This window comes from Streptomyces sp. NPDC053513 (genome assembly GCF_044544765.1).
GTDB classification, from domain to species: Bacteria; Actinomycetota; Actinomycetes; order Streptomycetales; family Streptomycetaceae; genus Streptomyces; species Streptomyces litmocidini.
This window is the reverse complement of record NZ_JBITXP010000001.1, coordinates 242,282-260,004: the sequence shown is the minus strand read 5'-3', so window position 1 is coordinate 260,004 and position 17,723 is coordinate 242,282. Positions and strand designations below refer to the sequence as shown.

16 protein-coding genes are annotated in these 17,723 nt (G+C 73.8%); 10 read left to right on the top strand and 6 right to left on the bottom strand.

Annotated elements, in window-relative coordinates; translation table 11 throughout:
* Nucleotides 1-24 precede the first annotated feature (24 nt).
* The 5 genes from fabI to ACIGW4_RS01005 all read right to left on the bottom strand — a co-directional run bounded on the left by fabI (nucleotide 25) and on the right by ACIGW4_RS01005 (nucleotide 4,668).
* Entirely contained in the window at nucleotides 25-918 is an 894-nt protein-coding gene (gene fabI / locus ACIGW4_RS01025; protein WP_123455879.1) for an enoyl-ACP reductase FabI, read from the bottom strand.
* Nucleotides 918-2,162 (bottom strand): beta-ketoacyl-[acyl-carrier-protein] synthase family protein, encoded by a 1,245-nt coding sequence (locus ACIGW4_RS01020; protein ID WP_399577592.1) that lies wholly within the window; start codon nucleotides 2,160-2,162, stop codon nucleotides 918-920. The genes fabI and ACIGW4_RS01020 overlap by 1 nt, the downstream gene beginning before the upstream one ends.
* Complete coding sequence (locus ACIGW4_RS01015; protein WP_359591654.1) at nucleotides 2,155-2,427, bottom strand: phosphopantetheine-binding protein; 273 nt, start codon at nucleotides 2,425-2,427, stop codon at nucleotides 2,155-2,157. The genes ACIGW4_RS01020 and ACIGW4_RS01015 overlap by 8 nt, the downstream gene beginning before the upstream one ends.
* 42 nt (nucleotides 2,428-2,469) lie before the next feature.
* On the bottom strand, nucleotides 2,470-3,585 hold the full coding sequence (locus ACIGW4_RS01010; protein WP_123455882.1) for a radical SAM protein: 1,116 nt from the start codon (nucleotides 3,583-3,585) through the stop codon (nucleotides 2,470-2,472).
* A gap of 363 nt (nucleotides 3,586-3,948) precedes the next feature.
* Nucleotides 3,949-4,668 (bottom strand): Phenylacetic acid catabolic protein, encoded by a 720-nt coding sequence (locus ACIGW4_RS01005; protein WP_177181612.1) that lies wholly within the window; start codon nucleotides 4,666-4,668, stop codon nucleotides 3,949-3,951.
* Between the two features lie 479 nt (nucleotides 4,669-5,147).
* Between ACIGW4_RS01005 and ACIGW4_RS01000 the strand changes: the two genes are divergently transcribed.
* The 6 genes from ACIGW4_RS01000 (at nucleotide 5,148) to ACIGW4_RS00975 (ending at nucleotide 10,291) form a co-directional block, all read left to right on the top strand.
* Complete coding sequence (locus tag ACIGW4_RS01000; RefSeq protein WP_185094661.1) at nucleotides 5,148-6,377, top strand: PLP-dependent aminotransferase family protein; 1,230 nt, start codon at nucleotides 5,148-5,150, stop codon at nucleotides 6,375-6,377.
* Nucleotides 6,377-7,081 carry a hotdog domain-containing protein gene (locus tag ACIGW4_RS00995; protein ID WP_399577590.1) on the top strand — a complete coding sequence of 235 codons (705 nt, stop codon included), beginning with the start codon at nucleotides 6,377-6,379 and terminating at the stop codon, nucleotides 7,079-7,081. Before ACIGW4_RS01000 ends, ACIGW4_RS00995 begins: the two co-directional genes overlap by 1 nt.
* A gap of 84 nt (nucleotides 7,082-7,165) precedes the next feature.
* Nucleotides 7,166-7,597: a cell division protein SepF gene (locus ACIGW4_RS00990; RefSeq protein WP_123455883.1), complete on the top strand. Its 432-nt coding sequence runs from the start codon at nucleotides 7,166-7,168 to the stop codon at nucleotides 7,595-7,597.
* Nucleotides 7,598-8,102: 505 nt separating this feature from the next.
* On the top strand, nucleotides 8,103-9,284 hold the full coding sequence (locus ACIGW4_RS00985) for an ATP-binding protein (RefSeq protein WP_399578174.1): 1,182 nt from the start codon (nucleotides 8,103-8,105) through the stop codon (nucleotides 9,282-9,284).
* Nucleotides 9,281-9,676, top strand: coding sequence for a nucleotide pyrophosphohydrolase (locus tag ACIGW4_RS00980; RefSeq protein WP_359591660.1), 396 nt, complete (start codon nucleotides 9,281-9,283; stop codon nucleotides 9,674-9,676). The genes ACIGW4_RS00985 and ACIGW4_RS00980 overlap by 4 nt, the downstream gene beginning before the upstream one ends.
* 126 nt (nucleotides 9,677-9,802) lie before the next feature.
* On the top strand, nucleotides 9,803-10,291 hold the full coding sequence (locus ACIGW4_RS00975) for a DUF6099 family protein (RefSeq protein ID WP_185094662.1): 489 nt from the start codon (nucleotides 9,803-9,805) through the stop codon (nucleotides 10,289-10,291).
* Between the two features lie 166 nt (nucleotides 10,292-10,457).
* Here ACIGW4_RS00975 and ACIGW4_RS00970 read toward each other — a convergent pair whose 3' ends face one another.
* The gene (locus tag ACIGW4_RS00970) at nucleotides 10,458-10,745 is read right to left on the bottom strand and encodes a hypothetical protein (protein ID WP_399577587.1); all 288 of its coding nucleotides are present in this window, start codon (nucleotides 10,743-10,745) and stop codon (nucleotides 10,458-10,460) included.
* A 245-nt stretch (nucleotides 10,746-10,990) separates the two neighbouring features.
* Here ACIGW4_RS00970 and ACIGW4_RS00965 point away from each other — a divergent pair, with 245 nt between their 5' ends.
* The 4 genes from ACIGW4_RS00965 (at nucleotide 10,991) to ACIGW4_RS00950 (ending at nucleotide 17,442) form a co-directional block, all read left to right on the top strand.
* Nucleotides 10,991-11,914: an LLM class F420-dependent oxidoreductase gene (locus ACIGW4_RS00965; RefSeq protein ID WP_398710579.1), complete on the top strand. Its 924-nt coding sequence runs from the start codon at nucleotides 10,991-10,993 to the stop codon at nucleotides 11,912-11,914.
* Between the two features lie 13 nt (nucleotides 11,915-11,927).
* Complete coding sequence (mmuM, locus tag ACIGW4_RS00960; RefSeq protein WP_399577585.1) at nucleotides 11,928-12,896, top strand: homocysteine S-methyltransferase; 969 nt, start codon at nucleotides 11,928-11,930, stop codon at nucleotides 12,894-12,896.
* Between the two features lie 452 nt (nucleotides 12,897-13,348).
* Nucleotides 13,349-14,893, top strand: a complete 1,545-nt coding sequence (locus ACIGW4_RS00955) for a 3' terminal RNA ribose 2'-O-methyltransferase Hen1 (protein WP_399577583.1) — start codon at nucleotides 13,349-13,351, stop codon at nucleotides 14,891-14,893.
* Entirely contained in the window at nucleotides 14,890-17,442 is a 2,553-nt protein-coding gene (locus ACIGW4_RS00950; protein ID WP_399577581.1) for a polynucleotide kinase-phosphatase, read from the top strand. The genes ACIGW4_RS00955 and ACIGW4_RS00950 overlap by 4 nt, the downstream gene beginning before the upstream one ends.
* The last annotated feature ends 281 nt before the right edge of the window (nucleotides 17,443-17,723 follow it).

The window sequence follows — 17,723 nt, the reverse complement described above, 5'->3', positions numbered from 1 at the left end:
ACCGGATCCCGACGGTCGCCGCGGTCATGAACGGTCCTCCTTGCCGGCGCGGGGCGGGGCGCCGATGCCCGGGGGCTCGCCGACGGCGCCGGCCCCCATGCGGACGGCGTGCATCCCGCCGTCCGCGTGCACGATCTCCCCGGTGACGGTGGCCGCCAGATCCGAGAGCAGGAACAGGACGGGACCGACGAGCCGGGCCGGATCGGCACGGCTCCAGCCGAGCGGCGCCTCCTGCTCCCAGCGGTCGGCGATCCGGTCGAAGGTGCTGACGGCCCGCCCGGCCACGGTCTCGACCGGGCCGGCGGCGACGAGGTTGACGCGGATGCCGGAGTGCCCCAGGTAGAGCGCGAGGTAGCGGCAGACCGCGCCCAGCGTGGCCTTGCCGACCCCCATCCAGTCGTAGCCCGGCCAGGCCCCGGACGAGTCGAAGTCGAGCCCGACGACGCTGCCCCTGGCCGCACCGGCGCCCCCGCCCTCGCGCAGCAGCGGGGCGAGCGCGGTGGTCAGCGAGTGCAGCGAGAACGCCGCCGTGCGCAGGGCGAGCGTCGCGTCCTCCACGGACGTGGTGAGGAAGTTGCCGCTGAGCGCGGACTGCGGGGCGGCGGCGATCGCGTGCAGGACGCCGTCGACCGCGCCCCACCGGCGCTCCAGCTCCTTCGTGAGCGCGTCCAGGTCCTCGGGACGCGTCACGTCCAGCTCCAGCACGTCGGCCGGGTACGGCAGGCCCGAGGCCGCCGCCTCCGTGATCCGCCGGGTCCGCCCGAAGCCCGTCAGCAGGACCTCCGCACCCGCCTCCTGGAGCGCCCGCGCGGTGTGCCAGGCGATCGAGTCGTCGTTGAGGACCCCGGTCACCAGATAGCGGCGCCCCGAGAAGCCGAGCAGGTCGGGGACGCCGTGGGGGTCGCGGGACGCGCGCATCAGGACCGCCCTTCCGCGGCCAGGACGAGGGCCGCGTTGTGTCCGCCGAAGCCGAAGGAGGTGGAGAGGCCGAACAGCACGCCCGTACGCGCGCGCGGGGTGAGCTTTCGCGCCGTCCGGACGAGGTCGAGCGGGCCGAGCGCCGGGTCGGGGTGGCGCAGCCCCGCCGTCGGGGGCGCCACGCCGTGCCGCAGCGCCTGGAGGGTGGCGATCGCCTCGACCGCGCCCGCCGCCCCGAAGAGGTGCCCGAGGGCGCCCTTGCCGGAGGAGAGCGGCAGCTCCGCGAGGACGTCGGCACCGAGGGCCCGCCGCAGCGCCTCGCACTCCAGACGGTCGTTGAGGGCGGTGCCGGTCCCGTGGGCGTTGACGTACGCCAGCTCCCCGGGCGCCACCGAGGCCTCCCGCAGCGCGAGCGCCACCGCCCGGGCCGCGGACCCGCCGTCGGGGGCGGGCGCGGTGACGTGATGGGCGTCGGAGGTCGCCCCGTACCCCCGTACGGCTCCGAGGACCTCGGCCCCGCGCCGGGCGGCGCCCGCCGCCGTCTCCAGGACGAGGATCCCGGCACCCTCGCCGATCACGAACCCGTCGCGGTCCCGGTCGAAGGGACGGGAGGAACCGCTCGGCGAGAGGGCGCCGGCGTTCGCGAAGGCGGCCGCCACCAGGTCCGAGGAGGAGGCCTCCGCGCCGCCCACCACGACGGCGTCCGCCGCCCCCGAGGCCAGGAGCCGCATCCCCGTACCGACGGCCTGCGCGCCGCTGCTGCACGCGGACGCGACGCACAGGCTCTCGCCGCGGAAACCGTGCCGCATGGAGAGGTGGGCGGCGGCCGCGTTGGCCATCATCTGCGGGACCATCAGCGGCGAGACGAACCCGGCGCCCTCCTTCTCGTACACCTCCCGCTGCGCCTCGAAGGAGGCCGTGCCGCCGAGCCCGCAGCCGATGACGCAGGCGACGCGCTCGGGGAGCCAGGGGGACGGGGCGCCCGTCCGGTGCCCGGCCCGGCTCAGGGCCTCCTCGGCCGCCACCAGGGCCAGCTGGGTGAACCGGTCGGTGCGGCGCACCAGGTTCCTCGGCAGGTGGTCGGCGGCGGTGAAGTCCGCGTGCCGGACGGCCGGAGGGGAGCCCGCCGGCGCCGCGTCCCCGGCCACGGCGCGCTCGTGGAGCACGTCGGCGCCGACGCCGAGCGGGGTGACCGCGCCGAAACCGGTGACGACGACCTCCCGGCCCCGCCCCGGATCACTCAACTCCGGCCTTCCGGCAGCACAGTTCGAGGATCTGGCCGACGGTCTCGATGCCGTCGAAGTCCTTCGTGCGGACCGGCACGCCGAGGTCCCGCTTGACGGACTGCGCGAGCTCGACCATGTCCAGCGAGTCGATCTCCAGGTCGTCGAGCGCGGCTCCCGGCAGGACGTCGCCCTCGTCGACGCCCAGTTCGACGAGGGCGTCGGTGATGAACTGCTCGATGGTGGCGCGGTCCGGCGTCGTGGACGTCGCGGATGTCTCGGACATGACTCTCCCGTGCGGTGTGGTGGTGGGGGATCGGGGCTGCGGTCAGGGAGTGGCGAGCTTCGAGGCGTGGTACGGGGACCAGTGCCACTGGCGCCAGTAGCTCTCCGCGATGTCCACCCACTCCTCCAGGCGCGCGGCGCTGTCCAGGAAGCGGGAGGCGCTGACCACCAGCCAGCTGTAGACGGCCTGGCTGTCGCGGCAGCCGCCGCAGTCCCCGGACGTGCAGCAGAACTGCAGCGACTCGTAGTCGGCGCCCCAGGCGGCGAAGCCCGGAATCACCGGATTGCCGTTGGCGACCCGCTCCTCGTGGTCGGGATGGTCGACGCTGAGGCTCGGGCAGACGTCGTACCCGAAGCGCGCCCCCCAGTGCGAGGTGCCGGTGATGAGGCTGCGGATGAAGTACGGGTGGCTGACCACGGCCTCGGGGTACGCCTCCTTGACCCGCAGGGCCTCCTCGAGGACGCGCCGCTCGTTCTCGATCTGGATCGGGTTGTCCGAGCCGTGCTCGCTGTAGAAGTTGAAGGTGACGATGTTGCCGTTCTCGGCGATCTTGCGCACGGTCGGTTCGAGGTACGGCAGCCCGGCCTCGGAGAGCGCGAAGATGAACAGGACGCGCGGATCGTCCTTGTAGTGCGAGAGCGCCGTGTCGAACAGGCCGGTGAACTTGGAGCCGTTGACCCGGATGGCCCGCAGGTCGTCGTCGAGCGGCCCGCCGCCGAAGATGCTGACGGCCACGGCGATGTGCTCGAAGCCCTGCACGGGCATCGGACGCAGACCGTTGGTCGAGATCGTGATGTACGGCAGCTCCTCGACGAAGGCCTCCACCCGGCGCAGCACCAGGGTCGGCTCGCCGCCGATCAGCGTGGCCTGGTTGACCCCCTCGTCCCGCAGCCGGCGGGCGAAGGAACGGATCTTGTCGACGTCCGACAGCTCGCGCACGGCCGTGTCGAAGCCGCCCTCGAAGTACCAGCAGCCCTTGCAGCGGATGTTGCAGGTGTTGGTGAGGTGGACCTCGCACGAGCGCACCTCCCGACCGAGCCGGCGCAGTCTGTGCAGGCGCTCGGCGAGATCGGGGCGTTCGGCCAGGAGGGCGGCGGTGCGCTCCTTCGCCTCACGGCGGCCGAGCGGGCGCGGGGTGATGGTCAGGGGGGTGGCCATGGGCTGCGGACTCCTCGGTCGGACTGCTGCTCGATGTCTCTCTCGCGCTCGCGCTCTCTGGCCGTACGGGGGCTGGGCGGCGTACGGGGGGCGTACGGGGGTACGGGCTTCTGGGTCGTGTCGGGGGCCGGGTGGAGTACGGGCTTCTGGCTGTACGGGTGGTACGGGCTCCTGGCCGTGCCGGGAGCCGGGACGGCGTACGGGGAACCGGGCTGCGCACGAGGGCCACGTACGGGTGCCTGCCTCGCCGCACGGGAGCCGGGCGACGTACGGGCGGCCCCGCCCCGTACCGGCCGCCCGGGGCCGCCCGGGACTGCCCGGGGCTGCCCGGGGCTGCCCGGGACTCCTGGGGGCTGCTCGGGGCTACTCGGGGACCTTCAGGCCGAGGTTCTCGATCCGCGGGGTGACCTTCGCCCGCCAGATGTCGCGCGCCTCCCCGTTGGTGGTCTGCCGGAGCCCGAAACGGACCGCGAGCTTCGACCTCTCCGAACGCGCGCTGCCGAAGATCCGGTTGAATCCCGGCCACAACCGGTCGAGGCCCTGCTGGAGCTCCTCGCGGCCCTCCTCGGTGCGGGCGAGATTCCGGCAGACCCGCGCGCCGTGCGCGATGTGCACCTTCTCGTCGAGAATGATCGTGCGCACCGCCTCGGCCCACGGCTTGTAACTGCTCTGCGCGAATTCGGAGATCATCACCATCGCGGTCTCCTCGCCGATGTACGAGAAGATTCCGCGCTCCGCCCAGGTGGTGCAGGTGTGGAACTCGTGGCCGGCGAAGAGGTCACGGTCGGCGAGCCGCTGCTGCTCCATGTAGCCGGTGTCCACGCCGATGTCGGCCAGGATCCGCTTGCCGATCTTGTAGTGGTCGTACTCCTCGACGGCGCGCTCGGCGCACACCTGCCGTTCCTCGGCGTTCGGCGCGAGCGGCAGGAACACCTGGATGTAGTCGTCGGCGCCGGACAGTTCACCCTCGGTGTTGACGATCATCCCCCGCACGGCGATCTCGCGGTAGTCCTCGGGCATGGCGAGGAATTCCTCGGGGGTGCGGACGACGACTGCCTCGTCGACGGGAACGGAAGATGCCATGGTGATCCACTCGCCTCGCTCGTTCGACTTCGATTCCGACTTCGATTCCGACTTCGACCCGAAAGACCGCTGACATCGCGGTGGTGGAGCGGTCGAACGCTATCCACGGCAACAGCTGTCCATCAATGAGCGCAGAGACCGGAATGGCCGATTTCCCCGAGTCGTCCACGGCGCACGGAGAACCCGATCAAGAACCGTCTGCGGCGCGTCGGACAAGCCAGAGGAAGATCACCCCGACCACTCTTTCCGGTGTCGACCAGCGAGAAAGGACGGGGGAGCCCGATCCTCCGAATTCGCCGCTCGCGGCTGGATTTCCACGGTCCGCAGAGTGGCCGAAACGAACCCGGTGCAAGTCCGGAGCAAGCCCCTGGCAGGGCGGGAATTCGCCCCGCGCGGGGCACCGAAGAGTGTCAACTCGGCCACGCCCGGCGGCAATCGAACGACCTGGACACCGTCTTGAATCTCTATATGCTGGCGCCATGCTTTCTGCCGCCTCCGCGCCCGCGAACGCCACCCCCTCCACCTCGTCCTCCGCGCCCGCGCCGGCCACCGCCTCCCGGCTGGCCAACGTCGGCTCGTCGCCGGTACGGGAGATCCTGGCGCTCACGGCACGGCCCGAGGTGATCTCGTTCGCCGGAGGCCTGCCCGCCCCCGAGCTGTTCGACATCGACGGGATCCGCGCGGCGTACGACCGGGTCCTCGCGGAGAACCCGCAGCACGCCCTCCAGTACTCGACGACCGAGGGCGACCCGGACCTCCGCACCGCCATCGCCGACCGGCTCACCGCGCGCGGACTGCCCACGGACGCCGACGACCTGCTCGTCACCACCGGCTCGCAGCAGGCCCTCACGCTCCTCACCACCGCGCTCGTCGAACCGGGCAGCGTCGTCCTCGTCGAGGACCCCTGCTACCTGGCCGCCCTGCAGACCTTCGGCTTCGCCGGCGCCCGCGTCGTCCCCGTCCCCACCGACGACCAGGGGATCGTCCCCGAGGCCCTGGAGGAGATCGCGGCCCGCGAGAAGGCCACCCTCCTCTACATCGTCCCCACCTTCCAGAACCCCACCGGCCGCACGCTCCCCGCAGAGCGCCGCCACGCCGTCGCCGAGGCCGCCGCGCGGCACGGATTCTGGATCGTCGAGGACGACCCGTACGGCGAACTGCGCTACGACGGCGAGCGCGTGCCCTGCATCGCCGCCGACCCCGCCGCGGCCGACCGCACGGTCCTGCTCGGCTCCTTCTCCAAGGTGATGGCCCCCGGCCTCCGGCTCGGCTACCTGCGCGCCCCCGCCGGGCTGCGGCGCGCCTGCGTGATCGCCAAGCAGGCCGCCGACCTGCACACCTCGACCATCGACCAGGCTGCGGCCGCGCGCTACCTGCGCGACAGCGACCTCGACGCCCACGTCGCCGTGATGCGCGCCGCCTACCAGGAGCGCAGGGACGCGATGCTCGAAGGCCTGCCGGGCGCCCTGCCCGAGGGCAGCCGGTGGAACAGGCCGGAGGGCGGCATGTTCATCTGGGTGACCCTCCCGGCGGGCCACGACGCGACGGCCCTCCTGGAGACCGCGGTCAGCCACGAGGTGGCGTACGTGCCGGGAGCACCGTTCTTCTGCGGCGAGCCGGACCCGGGCGCGATGCGGCTGTCGTTCACGACGCACTCGGCCGACGAGATCAGGGAAGGGCTCCGCCGACTGGCGAAGAGCTTCGTCTGATGACGACGGACGGCGGGAACACCACGGGCCGCGCGCAGGCGCCCCTCTCGGAGGCGGGGAGCCCCACGGCCCGCACGCAGATGCCGTCTCCGGGCGCGGGGAGCTCCGCGGCCCACGCGCAGATGCCGTCTCCGGGTGCCGGGAGCTCCGCGACCCACGCGCAGGCGCCCTCGCCGGGCGCCGGGGGTTCCGTGTCCGGCGCGCAGGCGTCCTCGCCGGACGTCGGGGGTTCCGTGCCCCGCCCGCACACGCCCTCTCCGGACGCCGGGACGCCCGGGACGCTGTCGCCGGACGAGCTGAACGCGCTCGTCCAGCGGCAGTTCCCGGACTACGCGGCCTGCCGCGTCACCGACGCGAGCGGGACGCACCTGCTCATGGAGGCGGACGGGGCCCGGCTCCGCACCCGGCCCGGCGGCACGATCTCCGGCCCCGAACAGGCCGGACTCGTCGACCTCGCCGCCTTCCTCCTCATCAACGCCCGGCTCGGACGCCCCACGCCGATGGCCCTCACCACCTCGCTCCAGATCAGCTACCTCAACCGCCCCCGCCCCGGACTGCTCCGGACGCACGCGCGCATGGCCAAGTTCGGCCGGCGCCTCTGCGTGGTCCTCGCCGAACTCAGGGACGAGGCGGGCGATCTGGCGGCCTCCGCCACCGTCACGTACTCCGTCCCGCCGACGACCGCAGGTCAGGGGACCGGCTGACCCGGAGCCGAGCGCCGACCGGCCCCGGGCCATCACCTCGTGTCGTTGTTGGGCCGAACGGGTGAGGGGCGGGAGGATGGACCCATGAGTAGGTACGAGAGGTACGACGTCACCGACGAGCAGTGGGAGGGCCTCGCCCAGGTCGTGCCCCTGCGCGGCCGTGACGAATGGCCGTCCAGGGTCGACCACCGCACGATCCCCGAGCAGTACGAATCCGCCGAGCAGCGCCGCATGGTCGTGCTCCGCGTGCAGGTCTTCGCCGACGCCCGTGAGGTCGCCGAGTACCTCATCGCCCAGATCCCGGTGCTCCTCGACCTGACGAGCGCCGACACCGAGGTCGCCAAGCGGATCCTCGACTTCAGCAGCGGTGTCGTCTTCGGCCTCGGCAGCGGGATGCACCGCGTCGACCGGAACGTCTTCCTGCTGGCCCCTGCCGGTACGGAGGTCGAGGGCGCGGAGGGCGAGGACGAGGAGGACGTCGTGGGCGGCCGGACCGCCGGCGTCCCCCGATCGTAGGAAGGTCATCTCGCCGTAACGGTTCGTCAGGGAAGGCTCTGCGTACGGTCCGGGCATGGACCTCACCGGCGGCTCCACGCTCGCCCGCACGTCAGACGCCCGCCCCTCCGACGTCGTTCCTTCCCCGGTTCGTCCGTCCGCGGCCGACTCCGCCCCAGCCGGCTCGTCCGTGGCCGGCCTCGCTCCGGACGGTCCGCCCGTGGCCGGCCCCGCTCCGGACGGTCTGTCCGTGGCAGGCCCCGCTCCGGACGGTCCGCCCGTAGCGGGCCCTGCTCCGGACGGTCCAGCGGTGGTCGGCCCCGTGTCGGACGGTCCATCCGTGGTCGGCCCTGCGTCGGCCGGTCTTCCGGCAGCCGGCCTTCCCTCGGGCGGCCCGTCTTCCGCCGCGCCTGCTTCCGCTCCCCGCGCCCCGGGGCGCCGCGTCTCCGTCCCCGAGGCGCGGGGCCCGGTCACGGCGGCGGGCCCGGTCGCGGCGTCAGGCAGGGCCACGACGACGAGCCCGGTCCTGGTGGCGGGCACAGTTGCGGCGGCGGGCCCGGTCGCGGCGGCAGGCCGGGGCGGGCCGCTCCTCGCCCGGCCCGCCGTCACCGAGCTGCGGCTGTCCGCGTTCGCCGGCCACCGTTCCGCCGTGCACGCGCTCGGACCGGTCACCCTCTTCACCGGGCCCAGCGGCAGCGGCAAGTCCACCGCCCTGCGGGCGTACGAGGCCCTGGCCAGGCTCGGCGCGGGCGACCCGCTCGACGAGGTGTTCCCCGACGCCGCCGACTGCGTCCCCGAGCGCGCCCGGCCCGACGCCCAGGGCCGGCGCGGCTTCCGGATCGGCTGCACGGTGGACGGCCCCGAAGGCCCCGTCCACCTGGACCTCGCCGTACAGGCCGAGCCCCGGCTCCGGATCGTCGGCGAACGGCTCACCGGCCGGGGCCGCACCCTGCTCGCCACCGCCCTCCGCGACCCCGGCCGCAGCACCGTGCAGGCCGAGTGGCACACGGCCGGCGCCACCCCCGTCACCCGCGCCCCGTTCCCCGACGACCTGCTCGGCACGGCCCTGCTGCCGCTGCGGGTCGCGGGCAAGACCCGGGGACAGCTGGAGGTCCTGGCCGCCGCCGAGCAGGTGGTCATCGGCCTGCGGTCCGCCTTCGCCTGCGACCCCCGGCCCGAGCGGATGCGGGCCCCCGTGCCCCCGGGCGAGGGACGCCTGCGGCGCGACTGCGGCAACCTCGCCGAGGTCCTGCACCGCACCCACACCGACTGCCCGCGCCGGCACCACCGTCTGGCCGCCGTCGCCGGAGCGGGCTGCACGGGACCAGTCACCGGAGTCGGCGTGCAGGAGCTCCCGGAGGGCACCGTCCGCGCCGTCCTCGAACGCGGCGGCCGGCCCGCGACCCCGCTCGGCCGCCTCGGCGACGGCGAACTCCGCTACCTGGCCCTCGCCCTCACGCTGCTCACCGGCCCCGGAGTCCTGGAAATGGACCGGATCGCCGAGGTGCCGGACGCCATGCAGAGCCTGACGCTGCTCGCCGACGGCCTGGACCGGGAGCTCGACGGACGCCAGGCGGGCGAACTCCTCCGGCTCGCCACGGGCATCGCCGCCGACGGACACATCCGGGTGGCGGGAACCGTCGGGGAGCGGACGGCGGGGGAGGCGCGACGGACGCCCGGGGTGACGGTGGTAGACCTGGGCGGGTGACGGACGACAACGACGTGGCGGGGCTGCAGCGCAGGCTGGCAGAGTTCGCGGCGGCCCGCGACTGGCAGCCCTACCACACGCCCAAGAACCTGGCCGCGGCCCTCAGCGTGGAAGCGGCCGAACTCCTGGAGATCTTCCAGTGGTTGACGCCGGAGCAGGCGGAGCGGGTGATGGACGACCCGGACGCGGCGCACCGGGTCGCCGACGAGGTGGCGGACGTGCTCGCCTACCTCCTGCAGTTCTGCCAGGTGCTCGGGGTCGACCCGTTGGCGGCGCTCGCGGCCAAGATCGACCGCAACGAGGTCCGATTTCCCGCCCGGAGGCGGGTCGGAGAGGGCGAGAACGGGGCCGCGGACGTCGAGCCGGAGAAAGATCGTCACTCTTCGGAGTGATCGACTTCTCCCCGTCCGGCCTCCTGTCCCCAGATTTCCGATTTCCTCTGGCGTCGTGGCTCAGGCGGCCTCACTCTGGGTAGTGGAGTGAGTGGGCAGTAAGTCGTACGAACGGGGGCGGCGTTGATGGAAGCGGAGCGGCTCATCGCGCTCGGCCGACAGGCGTTGGCGGAGAGCGGCACGGCACAGGACATCGTGGCGGAGGCCTGGCAGGCCCAGGCGCTCGCCCAGACGATAGGAAGTCACCTCGCGCTCTGCGGACCGATGGAGCTGCGCGGCGAGGCACGGGGACTGAGTGAGGCCGGGGAGTACCCCACCTGGGGCTCCGGCGGCCCGCGCGCGGGCCGCCTGACCGAAGTCGCGGACCCGTGGGGGGCGTTGACCGCCCTGGGGGAGCTTCTGGGGGAGGTGGGGATCGCGCTCGTGGGAGTGGCCTGCGCCACCGACGAGGAGGGGCTCTACTGGCAGTGCATCGAGGCGATCGACGCCGCCGACGAGTCGAGCGACCGGGTGCGCGGGATGCTGCGGCGCCTCGCCGTGCGCGACGGGGAGCGCGCCCGCCCGCCCGACCCCGCCCGAGGCCGAGCGGGCCCGGGACGGGGCCCGTCGTGGTAGGCCCGTCGTGGTAGGGGTGCGCGGGGAACCACCGTTCCTCGCGGTACTGGTACTGCCGCCCGGACCGGTACCGGCCGGCGCCGGGACGCTCGTACCGGGCCTGGACCCGGGGCCGGCCCTGCGGATCCGGCTGGTTCTGACCCTGACCCTGACCCTGATCCTGGGGCTAGCCCTGGCCCTGACCTTGGGTCTGGTCCTGGTCCTGGCCCTGTTCCTGGCTCTCAGGTTGCGGCCGAGGTCGTGGCTCGGGGGCGGGGCCGGAGTCGGAAGCGAGTCGGTCGGACGTGGACTGGAGGTCGGCGTCCAGCTGGGAGAGGTCGGCGGAGAGCGCGGCCATCAGCTCCTCCATCTGCTGAAGCAGGCCCTTGGGGGCGCCGGCACCCTTCTGCTCGGGCACGGACTGCGACACCGGCTGTTCGGGCACGGCCCGCTCCGGCGCGGCTTCCTGGGACATGGCGGCCTCCTCGGCCCGGGCCCCGCCGCCGAGGACGGGGCCGTGAGAGGGACGCACCGGCAGCGGCCGCCGGCACGCGGGCCGGGCGGTCCGGCTCCGCCCGAGCCAACGACGGGCGCCGCGCCCCGGTCACTGGCCAGGGCGGACGCGGCCCGCCAGGGGACCGGATATTCACTCGACCGAGCCGGTGCGGCCGAGGGGCTGACGGCGAGGTTGACACGCACCAGGCGGTGCAGGATGGAGGCATGGATCTTCGCATCTTCACCGAGCCCCAGCAGGGGGCCGACTACGACACGCTCCTCACGGTGGCACGGGCAACCGAGGAACTCGGATTCGACGCCTTCTTCCGCTCTGACCATTACGTCAGCATGGGGGCCGGCGACGGGCTGCCCGGCCCGACGGACGCCTGGATCACGCTGGCCGGCCTGGCGAGGGAGACGAAGAGGATCCGGCTCGGCACACTGATGACGGCCGGCACCTTCCGGCTCCCCGGGGTCCTCGCCATCCAGGTCGCCCAGGTGGACCGGATGTCCGGCGGCCGGGTCGAGCTCGGCCTGGGCGCGGGCTGGTTCGAGGAGGAGCACCGGGCCTATGGCATCCCCTTCCCGAAGGAGAGGTTCGGCCGCCTGGAAGAACAGCTGGCGATCGTCACGGGCCTGTGGGAGACCGAGGTCGGGAAGACCTTCAACTACTCCGGCGAGTACTACCAGCTCACCGACTCGCCCGCGCTTCCCAAGCCGGCCCAGGCCAGGGTCCCGGTGCTGATCGGCGGGCACGGCGCGAGCCGGACGCCGAGGCTGGCCGCGCGGTACGCGGACGAGTTCAACATCCCGTTCGCGTCCGTGGAGGACAGCGAGCGGCAGTTCGGCCGGGTCCGGGCCGCCGCCGAGGCGGCCGGGAGGCCGGCCGACGACCTGGTGTACTCGAACGCACTGGTCGTCTGCGTCGGCAGGGACGACGCCGAGGTGGCCCGCCGGGCCGCCGCCATCGGCCGGGACGTGGACGAGCTCAGGGCGAACGGGCTGGCGGGTTCGCCCGCCGAGGTCGTCGACAAGCTCGGGCGTTACGCGGAGATCGGCTCCTCCCGGGTCTACCTCCAGGTCCTGGACCTGGACGACCTGGACCACCTGGAGCTGATCTCCGCCCGGGTCCAGTCGCAGCTGGGATGAGCGGGGTGATCCGATGAGACCGGTCCGTACGCTCGCCGAGGCCCTCGGGGCGGGGCCTCTCGTCCTCGACGGCGGGCTGTCCAACCAGCTGGAGGCGCAGGGCTGCGACCTCTCGGACGCGCTCTGGTCCGCGCGGCTCCTCGCCGACGGACCCGAGCAGATCGAGGCGGCCCACACGGCCTACGTGCGGGCCGGCGCGCGGGTGCTGATCACCTCCAGCTACCAGGCCACGTTCGAGGGCTTCGCCCGGCGAGGCATCGACAGGGAGGAGACGGCACGGCTGCTCGGCCGGAGCGTCGAGCTGGCCCGAAGAGCGGGAGAAGGGGCGACGGGGGAGGGGGTGGGGGCGGGGGCGGGGGCGGGGGCCCCGGAGGAGGTGTGGGTCGCCGCGTCCGTCGGGCCGTACGGGGCGATGCTGGCGGACGGCAGTGAGTACCGGGGACGGTACGGCTTGTCCGTGGGGGCGCTGGAGAGGTTCCACCGGCCGCGGATCGAAGCGCTCGCCGGGGCCGCGCCGGACGTCCTGGCCCTGGAGACGGTGCCGGACGTGGACGAGGCCGAGGCGCTGCTGCGGGCGGCCGGGGGGTGCGGGGTGCCGGTCTGGCTGTCGTACACGGTCGCGGGCGGGCGGACCCGGGCCGGGCAGGACCTGGCGGAAGCCTTCGCGGTCGCCGCGGGGAACGACCAGGTCGTGGCGGTCGGGGTGAACTGCTGCGACCCGGCCGAGGCGGGGGCGGCCGTGGAACTCGCCGTGGCCGTGACCGGGAAACCGGCCGTCGTCTACCCGAACAGCGGGGAGCGGTGGGACGCCCGGGCGCGGGGCTGGCGCGGGGACACGGCCTTCGACCCGGCCCGGGCCGCCGCCTGGGCCGGGGCGGGAGCCCGCCTCGTCGGCGGCTGCTGCCGCGTCGGCCCGAAGACGATCGCCGCACTCGCCGACGTCCTGTCGGAGGGGGACGACGCCGGGACCGACACCGGCTGAGCCGCGGCCCGGAGCCGGGCCGCGCGCACCGGTGCGCGCGGCCACCTGGACCGGGGCGTCGGACCCGGCTGCCGGACCAGGGCTGCCTCGATCAGGGATACCCGGATCAGGGCGCTGGACCCGGCTGCCCGGTCTCGGCTGCTCGATCCGGGCCGTCCGACCGCGGTCACCCGGACGCGGGCGACCGGCTCGGCCGGCCGGCCGGGCTCGGCCCGGTGGTGGGCAGTGGTGGATGGGTGGACTCGGTCAGCCCGGCTCGGCCTGTCGGGGGTGGACGGGTGGGCTCGGTCAGCCCGGCTCGGGCCGGTGGTGGTGGGCGGTGGGGATCCGACGGGCTCGGCTCGGCTCGGGCCGGTGGTGGGTGGTTGGGGCCCGACGGGCTCGGCTCGGGCCAGTGGGGGCGGGTGGAAAATGCCTGGTCGGTGGGGCAGGGGGCGCCCATACTCGAGCGTGTGTTCCTGACGATCAGTACCTACGGCAGCCCGGAGCGACCCGCGACCGATCTCGGTTTTCTGCTGCACAAGCATCCCGAGCGGGCGCAGGCGTTCTCGACCTCGTACGGCACGGCGCACGTCCTCTACCCCGAGGCGAGCGCCGAGCGGTGCACGGCGGCACTCCTCCTGGAGGTGGACCCCGTGGCGCTGGTGCGCCGCGGCAAGGGCAAGGGCCGGGGCGGCGCCCCGGACTCGGCGCTCGCGCAGTACGTCAACGACCGGCCCTACGCGGCGTCCTCGCTGCTGGCCGTCGCGCTCGCCAAGGTCTTCAAGTCCGCGCTGCACGGCGAGTGCAGGGCGATGCCCGAGCGGGCCGACGCGCCGCTGCCGCTGCGCGTCGAGGTCCCCGTGCTCCCCGCCCGGGGCGGCGCGGAGCTGGTGCGGGCGCTGTTCGGGCCGCTGGGCTGGGACACGGTGGAGGCCGAACCGGTGGCGCTGGACGGGGAGTTCCCCGAGTGGGGCGACTCTCGGTACGTGCGGCTGGTCCTGGAGGGCGAGCTGCGGCTCGCGGACGCCCTCAACCAGCTGTACGTGCTGCTGCCGGTCCTCGACGACGCCAAGCACTACTGGGTGGCGCCCGACGAGGTCGACAAGCTGCTGCGTGCCGGTGACGGCTGGCTGGCCGGTCACCCCGAGCGGAAGCTGATCACCGCCCGCTACCTCTCGCGCCGCTGGGGGCTGGCCCGTGCGGCGACGGAGCGGCTCGAACTGGTGCGGCTCGCCGAGGCCGAGGGCCTGGACGTCGAGGACGTCGACAACGCCGTCGACGAGACCACCGACACGGAGGAGCGTCCGGTGCCGCTCGCCGAGCGGCGACGGGAGGCGATCCTCGACGTGCTGAAGGGCGCCGGCGCGACGCGCGTGCTCGATCTCGGCTGTGGACAGGGGCAGTTGGTGCAGGCCCTGCTCAAGGACCCGCGCTTCACCGAGATCGTCGGTGTGGACGTGTCCGCGCGGGCCCTGGGCGTCGCCGCGCGCCGGCTCCGGCTCGACCGGATGGGGGAGCGGCAGGCCGCCCGGGTGAAGCTGACGCAGGGCTCCCTCGCGTACACCGACAAGCGGCTCGCGGGCTATGACGCGGCCGTGCTCAGCGAGGTGATCGAGCACCTGGACCTGCCGAGGCTGCCGGCCCTGGAGTACGCGGTGTTCGGCTCGGCCCGGCCCCGTACGGTCGTCGTGACCACGCCGAACGTCGAGTACAACGTGCGCTGGGAGTCGCTTCCGGCCGGGCACGTCCGGCACGGCGACCACCGCTTCGAGTGGACCCGTGAGGAGTTCCGTGCCTGGGCGACCGGTGTCGCGGGGCAGTACGGCTACGGGGTCGAGTTCGTCCCCGTGGGAGAGGACGATCCGGAGGTCGGGCCGCCGACCCAGATGGCCGTCTTCAGCCGTACCGAGAAAACTTCCGGCGGCGAGACTTCCGGCAGGGAGTCTTCCGACAGCGCCGGCGGAAGCCGTGCCGACAGCCGTACCGACGAGGCCTCGAAGGAGGTCGCCGCATGACCCGCACCCTGCCCGTCACCGATCTGTCCCTCGTGGTGCTCGTCGGTGCCACCGGTTCCGGCAAGTCCACCTTCGCCCGGCGCCACTTCAAGCCGACCGAGGTCGTCTCCTCCGACTTCTGCCGCGGGCTCGTCGCCGACGACGAGAACGACCAGTCCGCGAGCAAGGACGCCTTCGACGTCCTCCACTACATCGCGGGCAAGCGCCTGGCGGCGGGGCGGCTGACCGTCGTCGACGCCACCAACGTGCAGCAGGAGGCCCGGCGTCAGCTCGTCCGGCTGGCCAGGGAGCACGACGTGCTGCCGATCGCGATCGTCCTCGACCTCCCCGAGGAGGTGTGCCGCAGCCGGAACGCCGCCCGGCCCGACCGGGCGGACATGCCGGCGCACGTCATCCAGCGCCACCGGCGGGAGCTGCGCCGTTCGCTGCGCGGTCTGGAGCGCGAGGGCTTCCGCAAGGTGCACGTGCTGCGCTCGGTGGAGGAGGTCGAGGAGGCCGAGGTCGTCCTGGAGCGACGCTTCAACGATCTGCGGCACCTCACCGGACCCTTCGACATCATCGGTGACGTCCACGGCTGCCGCTCCGAGCTGGAGACCCTGCTTGCGAAGCTCGGCTACGTCGACGGACACCACCCCGAGGGGCGGACGGCCGTCTTCGTCGGCGACCTCGTCGACCGGGGCCCCGACTCGCCGGGCGTCCTGCGCCGGGTCATGGGGATGGTCGCGGCGGGCGACGCGCTGTGCGTCCCCGGCAACCACGAGAACAAGCTCGGCCGGTGGCTCAAGGGGCGGAAGGTGCAGGAGACGCACGGACTGGCCGAGACGGTCGAGCAGTTGGGGCGCGAGAGCGAGGAGTTCCGGGCGGAGGTGGCGGAGTTCGTCGACGGTCTCGTGAGCCACTACGTGCTCGACGGCGGGAACCTCGTCGTCTGTCACGCCGGTCTGCCGGAGAAGTACCACGGCCGGACCTCCGGGCGGGTGCGTTCGCACGCGCTGTACGGGGACACCACGGGCGAGACCGACGAGTTCGGGCTGCCGGTGCGCTACCCGTGGGCGGAGGAGTACCGGGGCCGGGCGACCGTCGTGTACGGACACACGCCCGTGCCGAACACCTCCTGGATCAACAACACCCTCTGCCTCGACACCGGGGCCGTCTTCGGCGGGAAGATGACCGCGCTGCGCTGGCCCGAGCGCGAGCTCGTCGACGTGCCGGCCGAGAAGGTCTGGTACGAGCCGGCGCGGCCGCTCGTCACCGAGGCGCCCGGCGGGCACCAGGGGCGCCCGCTGGACCTGGCCGACGTGCACGGGCGGCGGACCGTAGAGACCCGCCACGGCGGGAACGTCGCCGTGCGCGAGGAGAACGCGGCGGCGGCCCTGGAGGTCATGAGCCGGTTCGCGGTCGACCCGCGGCTGCTGGCCTACCTGCCGCCGACCATGGCGCCCACGGCCACCTCCAAGGAGGAGGGCTACCTGGAGCACCCGGCCGAGGCCTTCGCCCAGTACCGGGCCGACGGCGTCGAGCGGGTCGTGTGCGAGGAGAAGCACATGGGCTCCCGGGCCGTGGCCCTGGTCTGCCGGGACGAGGAGGCGGCCCGCGAGCACTTCGGGGTCACCGGGGTGACCGGCGCCCTGTACACCCGTACCGGACGGCCCTTCTTCGACGACGCCGCCGTCACGGAGGAGGTCCTCGGACGGCTGCGGACCGCGATCGACGCGGCCGGCCTCTGGGACGGACTCGCCGCGTCGGACGGAGCCTCCGGCACGGGCGACTTCCTCCTGCTCGACGGCGAGCTGATGCCGTGGTCGCTCAAGTCCGCCGGTCTGCTGCGCGCGCAGTACGCCGCGGTCGGCGCCGCCTCCGGCGCCGTCCTCCCCGGGGCGATCGACGCCCTGGAGCGGGCGGTGGGGCGCGGGGTCGAGGGGCTCGACGGGCTGCTCGCCCGGCAGCGGGAGCGGGCCGTGGACGCGGCGGCCTTCACCGAGGCGTACCGCAGGTACTGCTGGCCGACCGAGGGTCTGGAGGGCGTGCGGTTCGCGCCCTTCCAACTGCTCGCGACGCGCGGGCGCTCGCTCGCGGCGGTGCCGCACGACGAGCAGCTGGCCTGGCTCGACCGGCTCGTCGAGCACGATCCGACCGGGCTGCTCCAGGTGACCCGCCGGCTCGTCGTCGACACCGGCGACGAGACCTCGGTCCGCGCGGGCGTCGACTGGTGGCTGGAGCTGACCCGGGCGGGCGGCGAGGGCATGGTCGTCAAGCCGCTGGCGGCGCTCGTCCGGGACGCGAAGGGGCGGCTCGGGCAGCCGGGCGTGAAGGTGCGCGGCCGGGAGTACCTGCGGATCATCTACGGTCCGGAGTACACCCGGCCGGAGAACCTGGAGAGGCTGCGGCAGCGTTTCCTCGGCCACAAGCGGTCGCTGGCGCTGCGCGAGTACGCGCTCGGCCTGGAGGCCCTCGACCGCCTCGCCGCGGGCGAACCGCTCTGGCGGATCCACGAGGCCGTCTTCGCGGTCCTGGCCCTGGAGTCGGAGCCGGTCGACCCGAGGCTCTGAGGCTTCGGGGACTCCGGGTCCCGGGGCTCTGAGACGCCGAAGCTCTGCGGTCCCGGGGCTCTGAGACTCCGGGGCTCTGGGTTCCCGGGACGTCTGAGACTCCAGAGCTCCAGAGCTCCAGAGCTCCAGAGCTCCAGGACTCCGAGGTTTCGGGGCTTTGGCGGGCTTTCGCGAAGCGTGGATCACCGGGTGTGTTCGCGAAGCCTTCACGAAGGCTCCGCGAACACACCCGGGCCGCTCCCACGGGGGGCGCAGGGGTGCCCACGGTGGCGCTCCCCTGC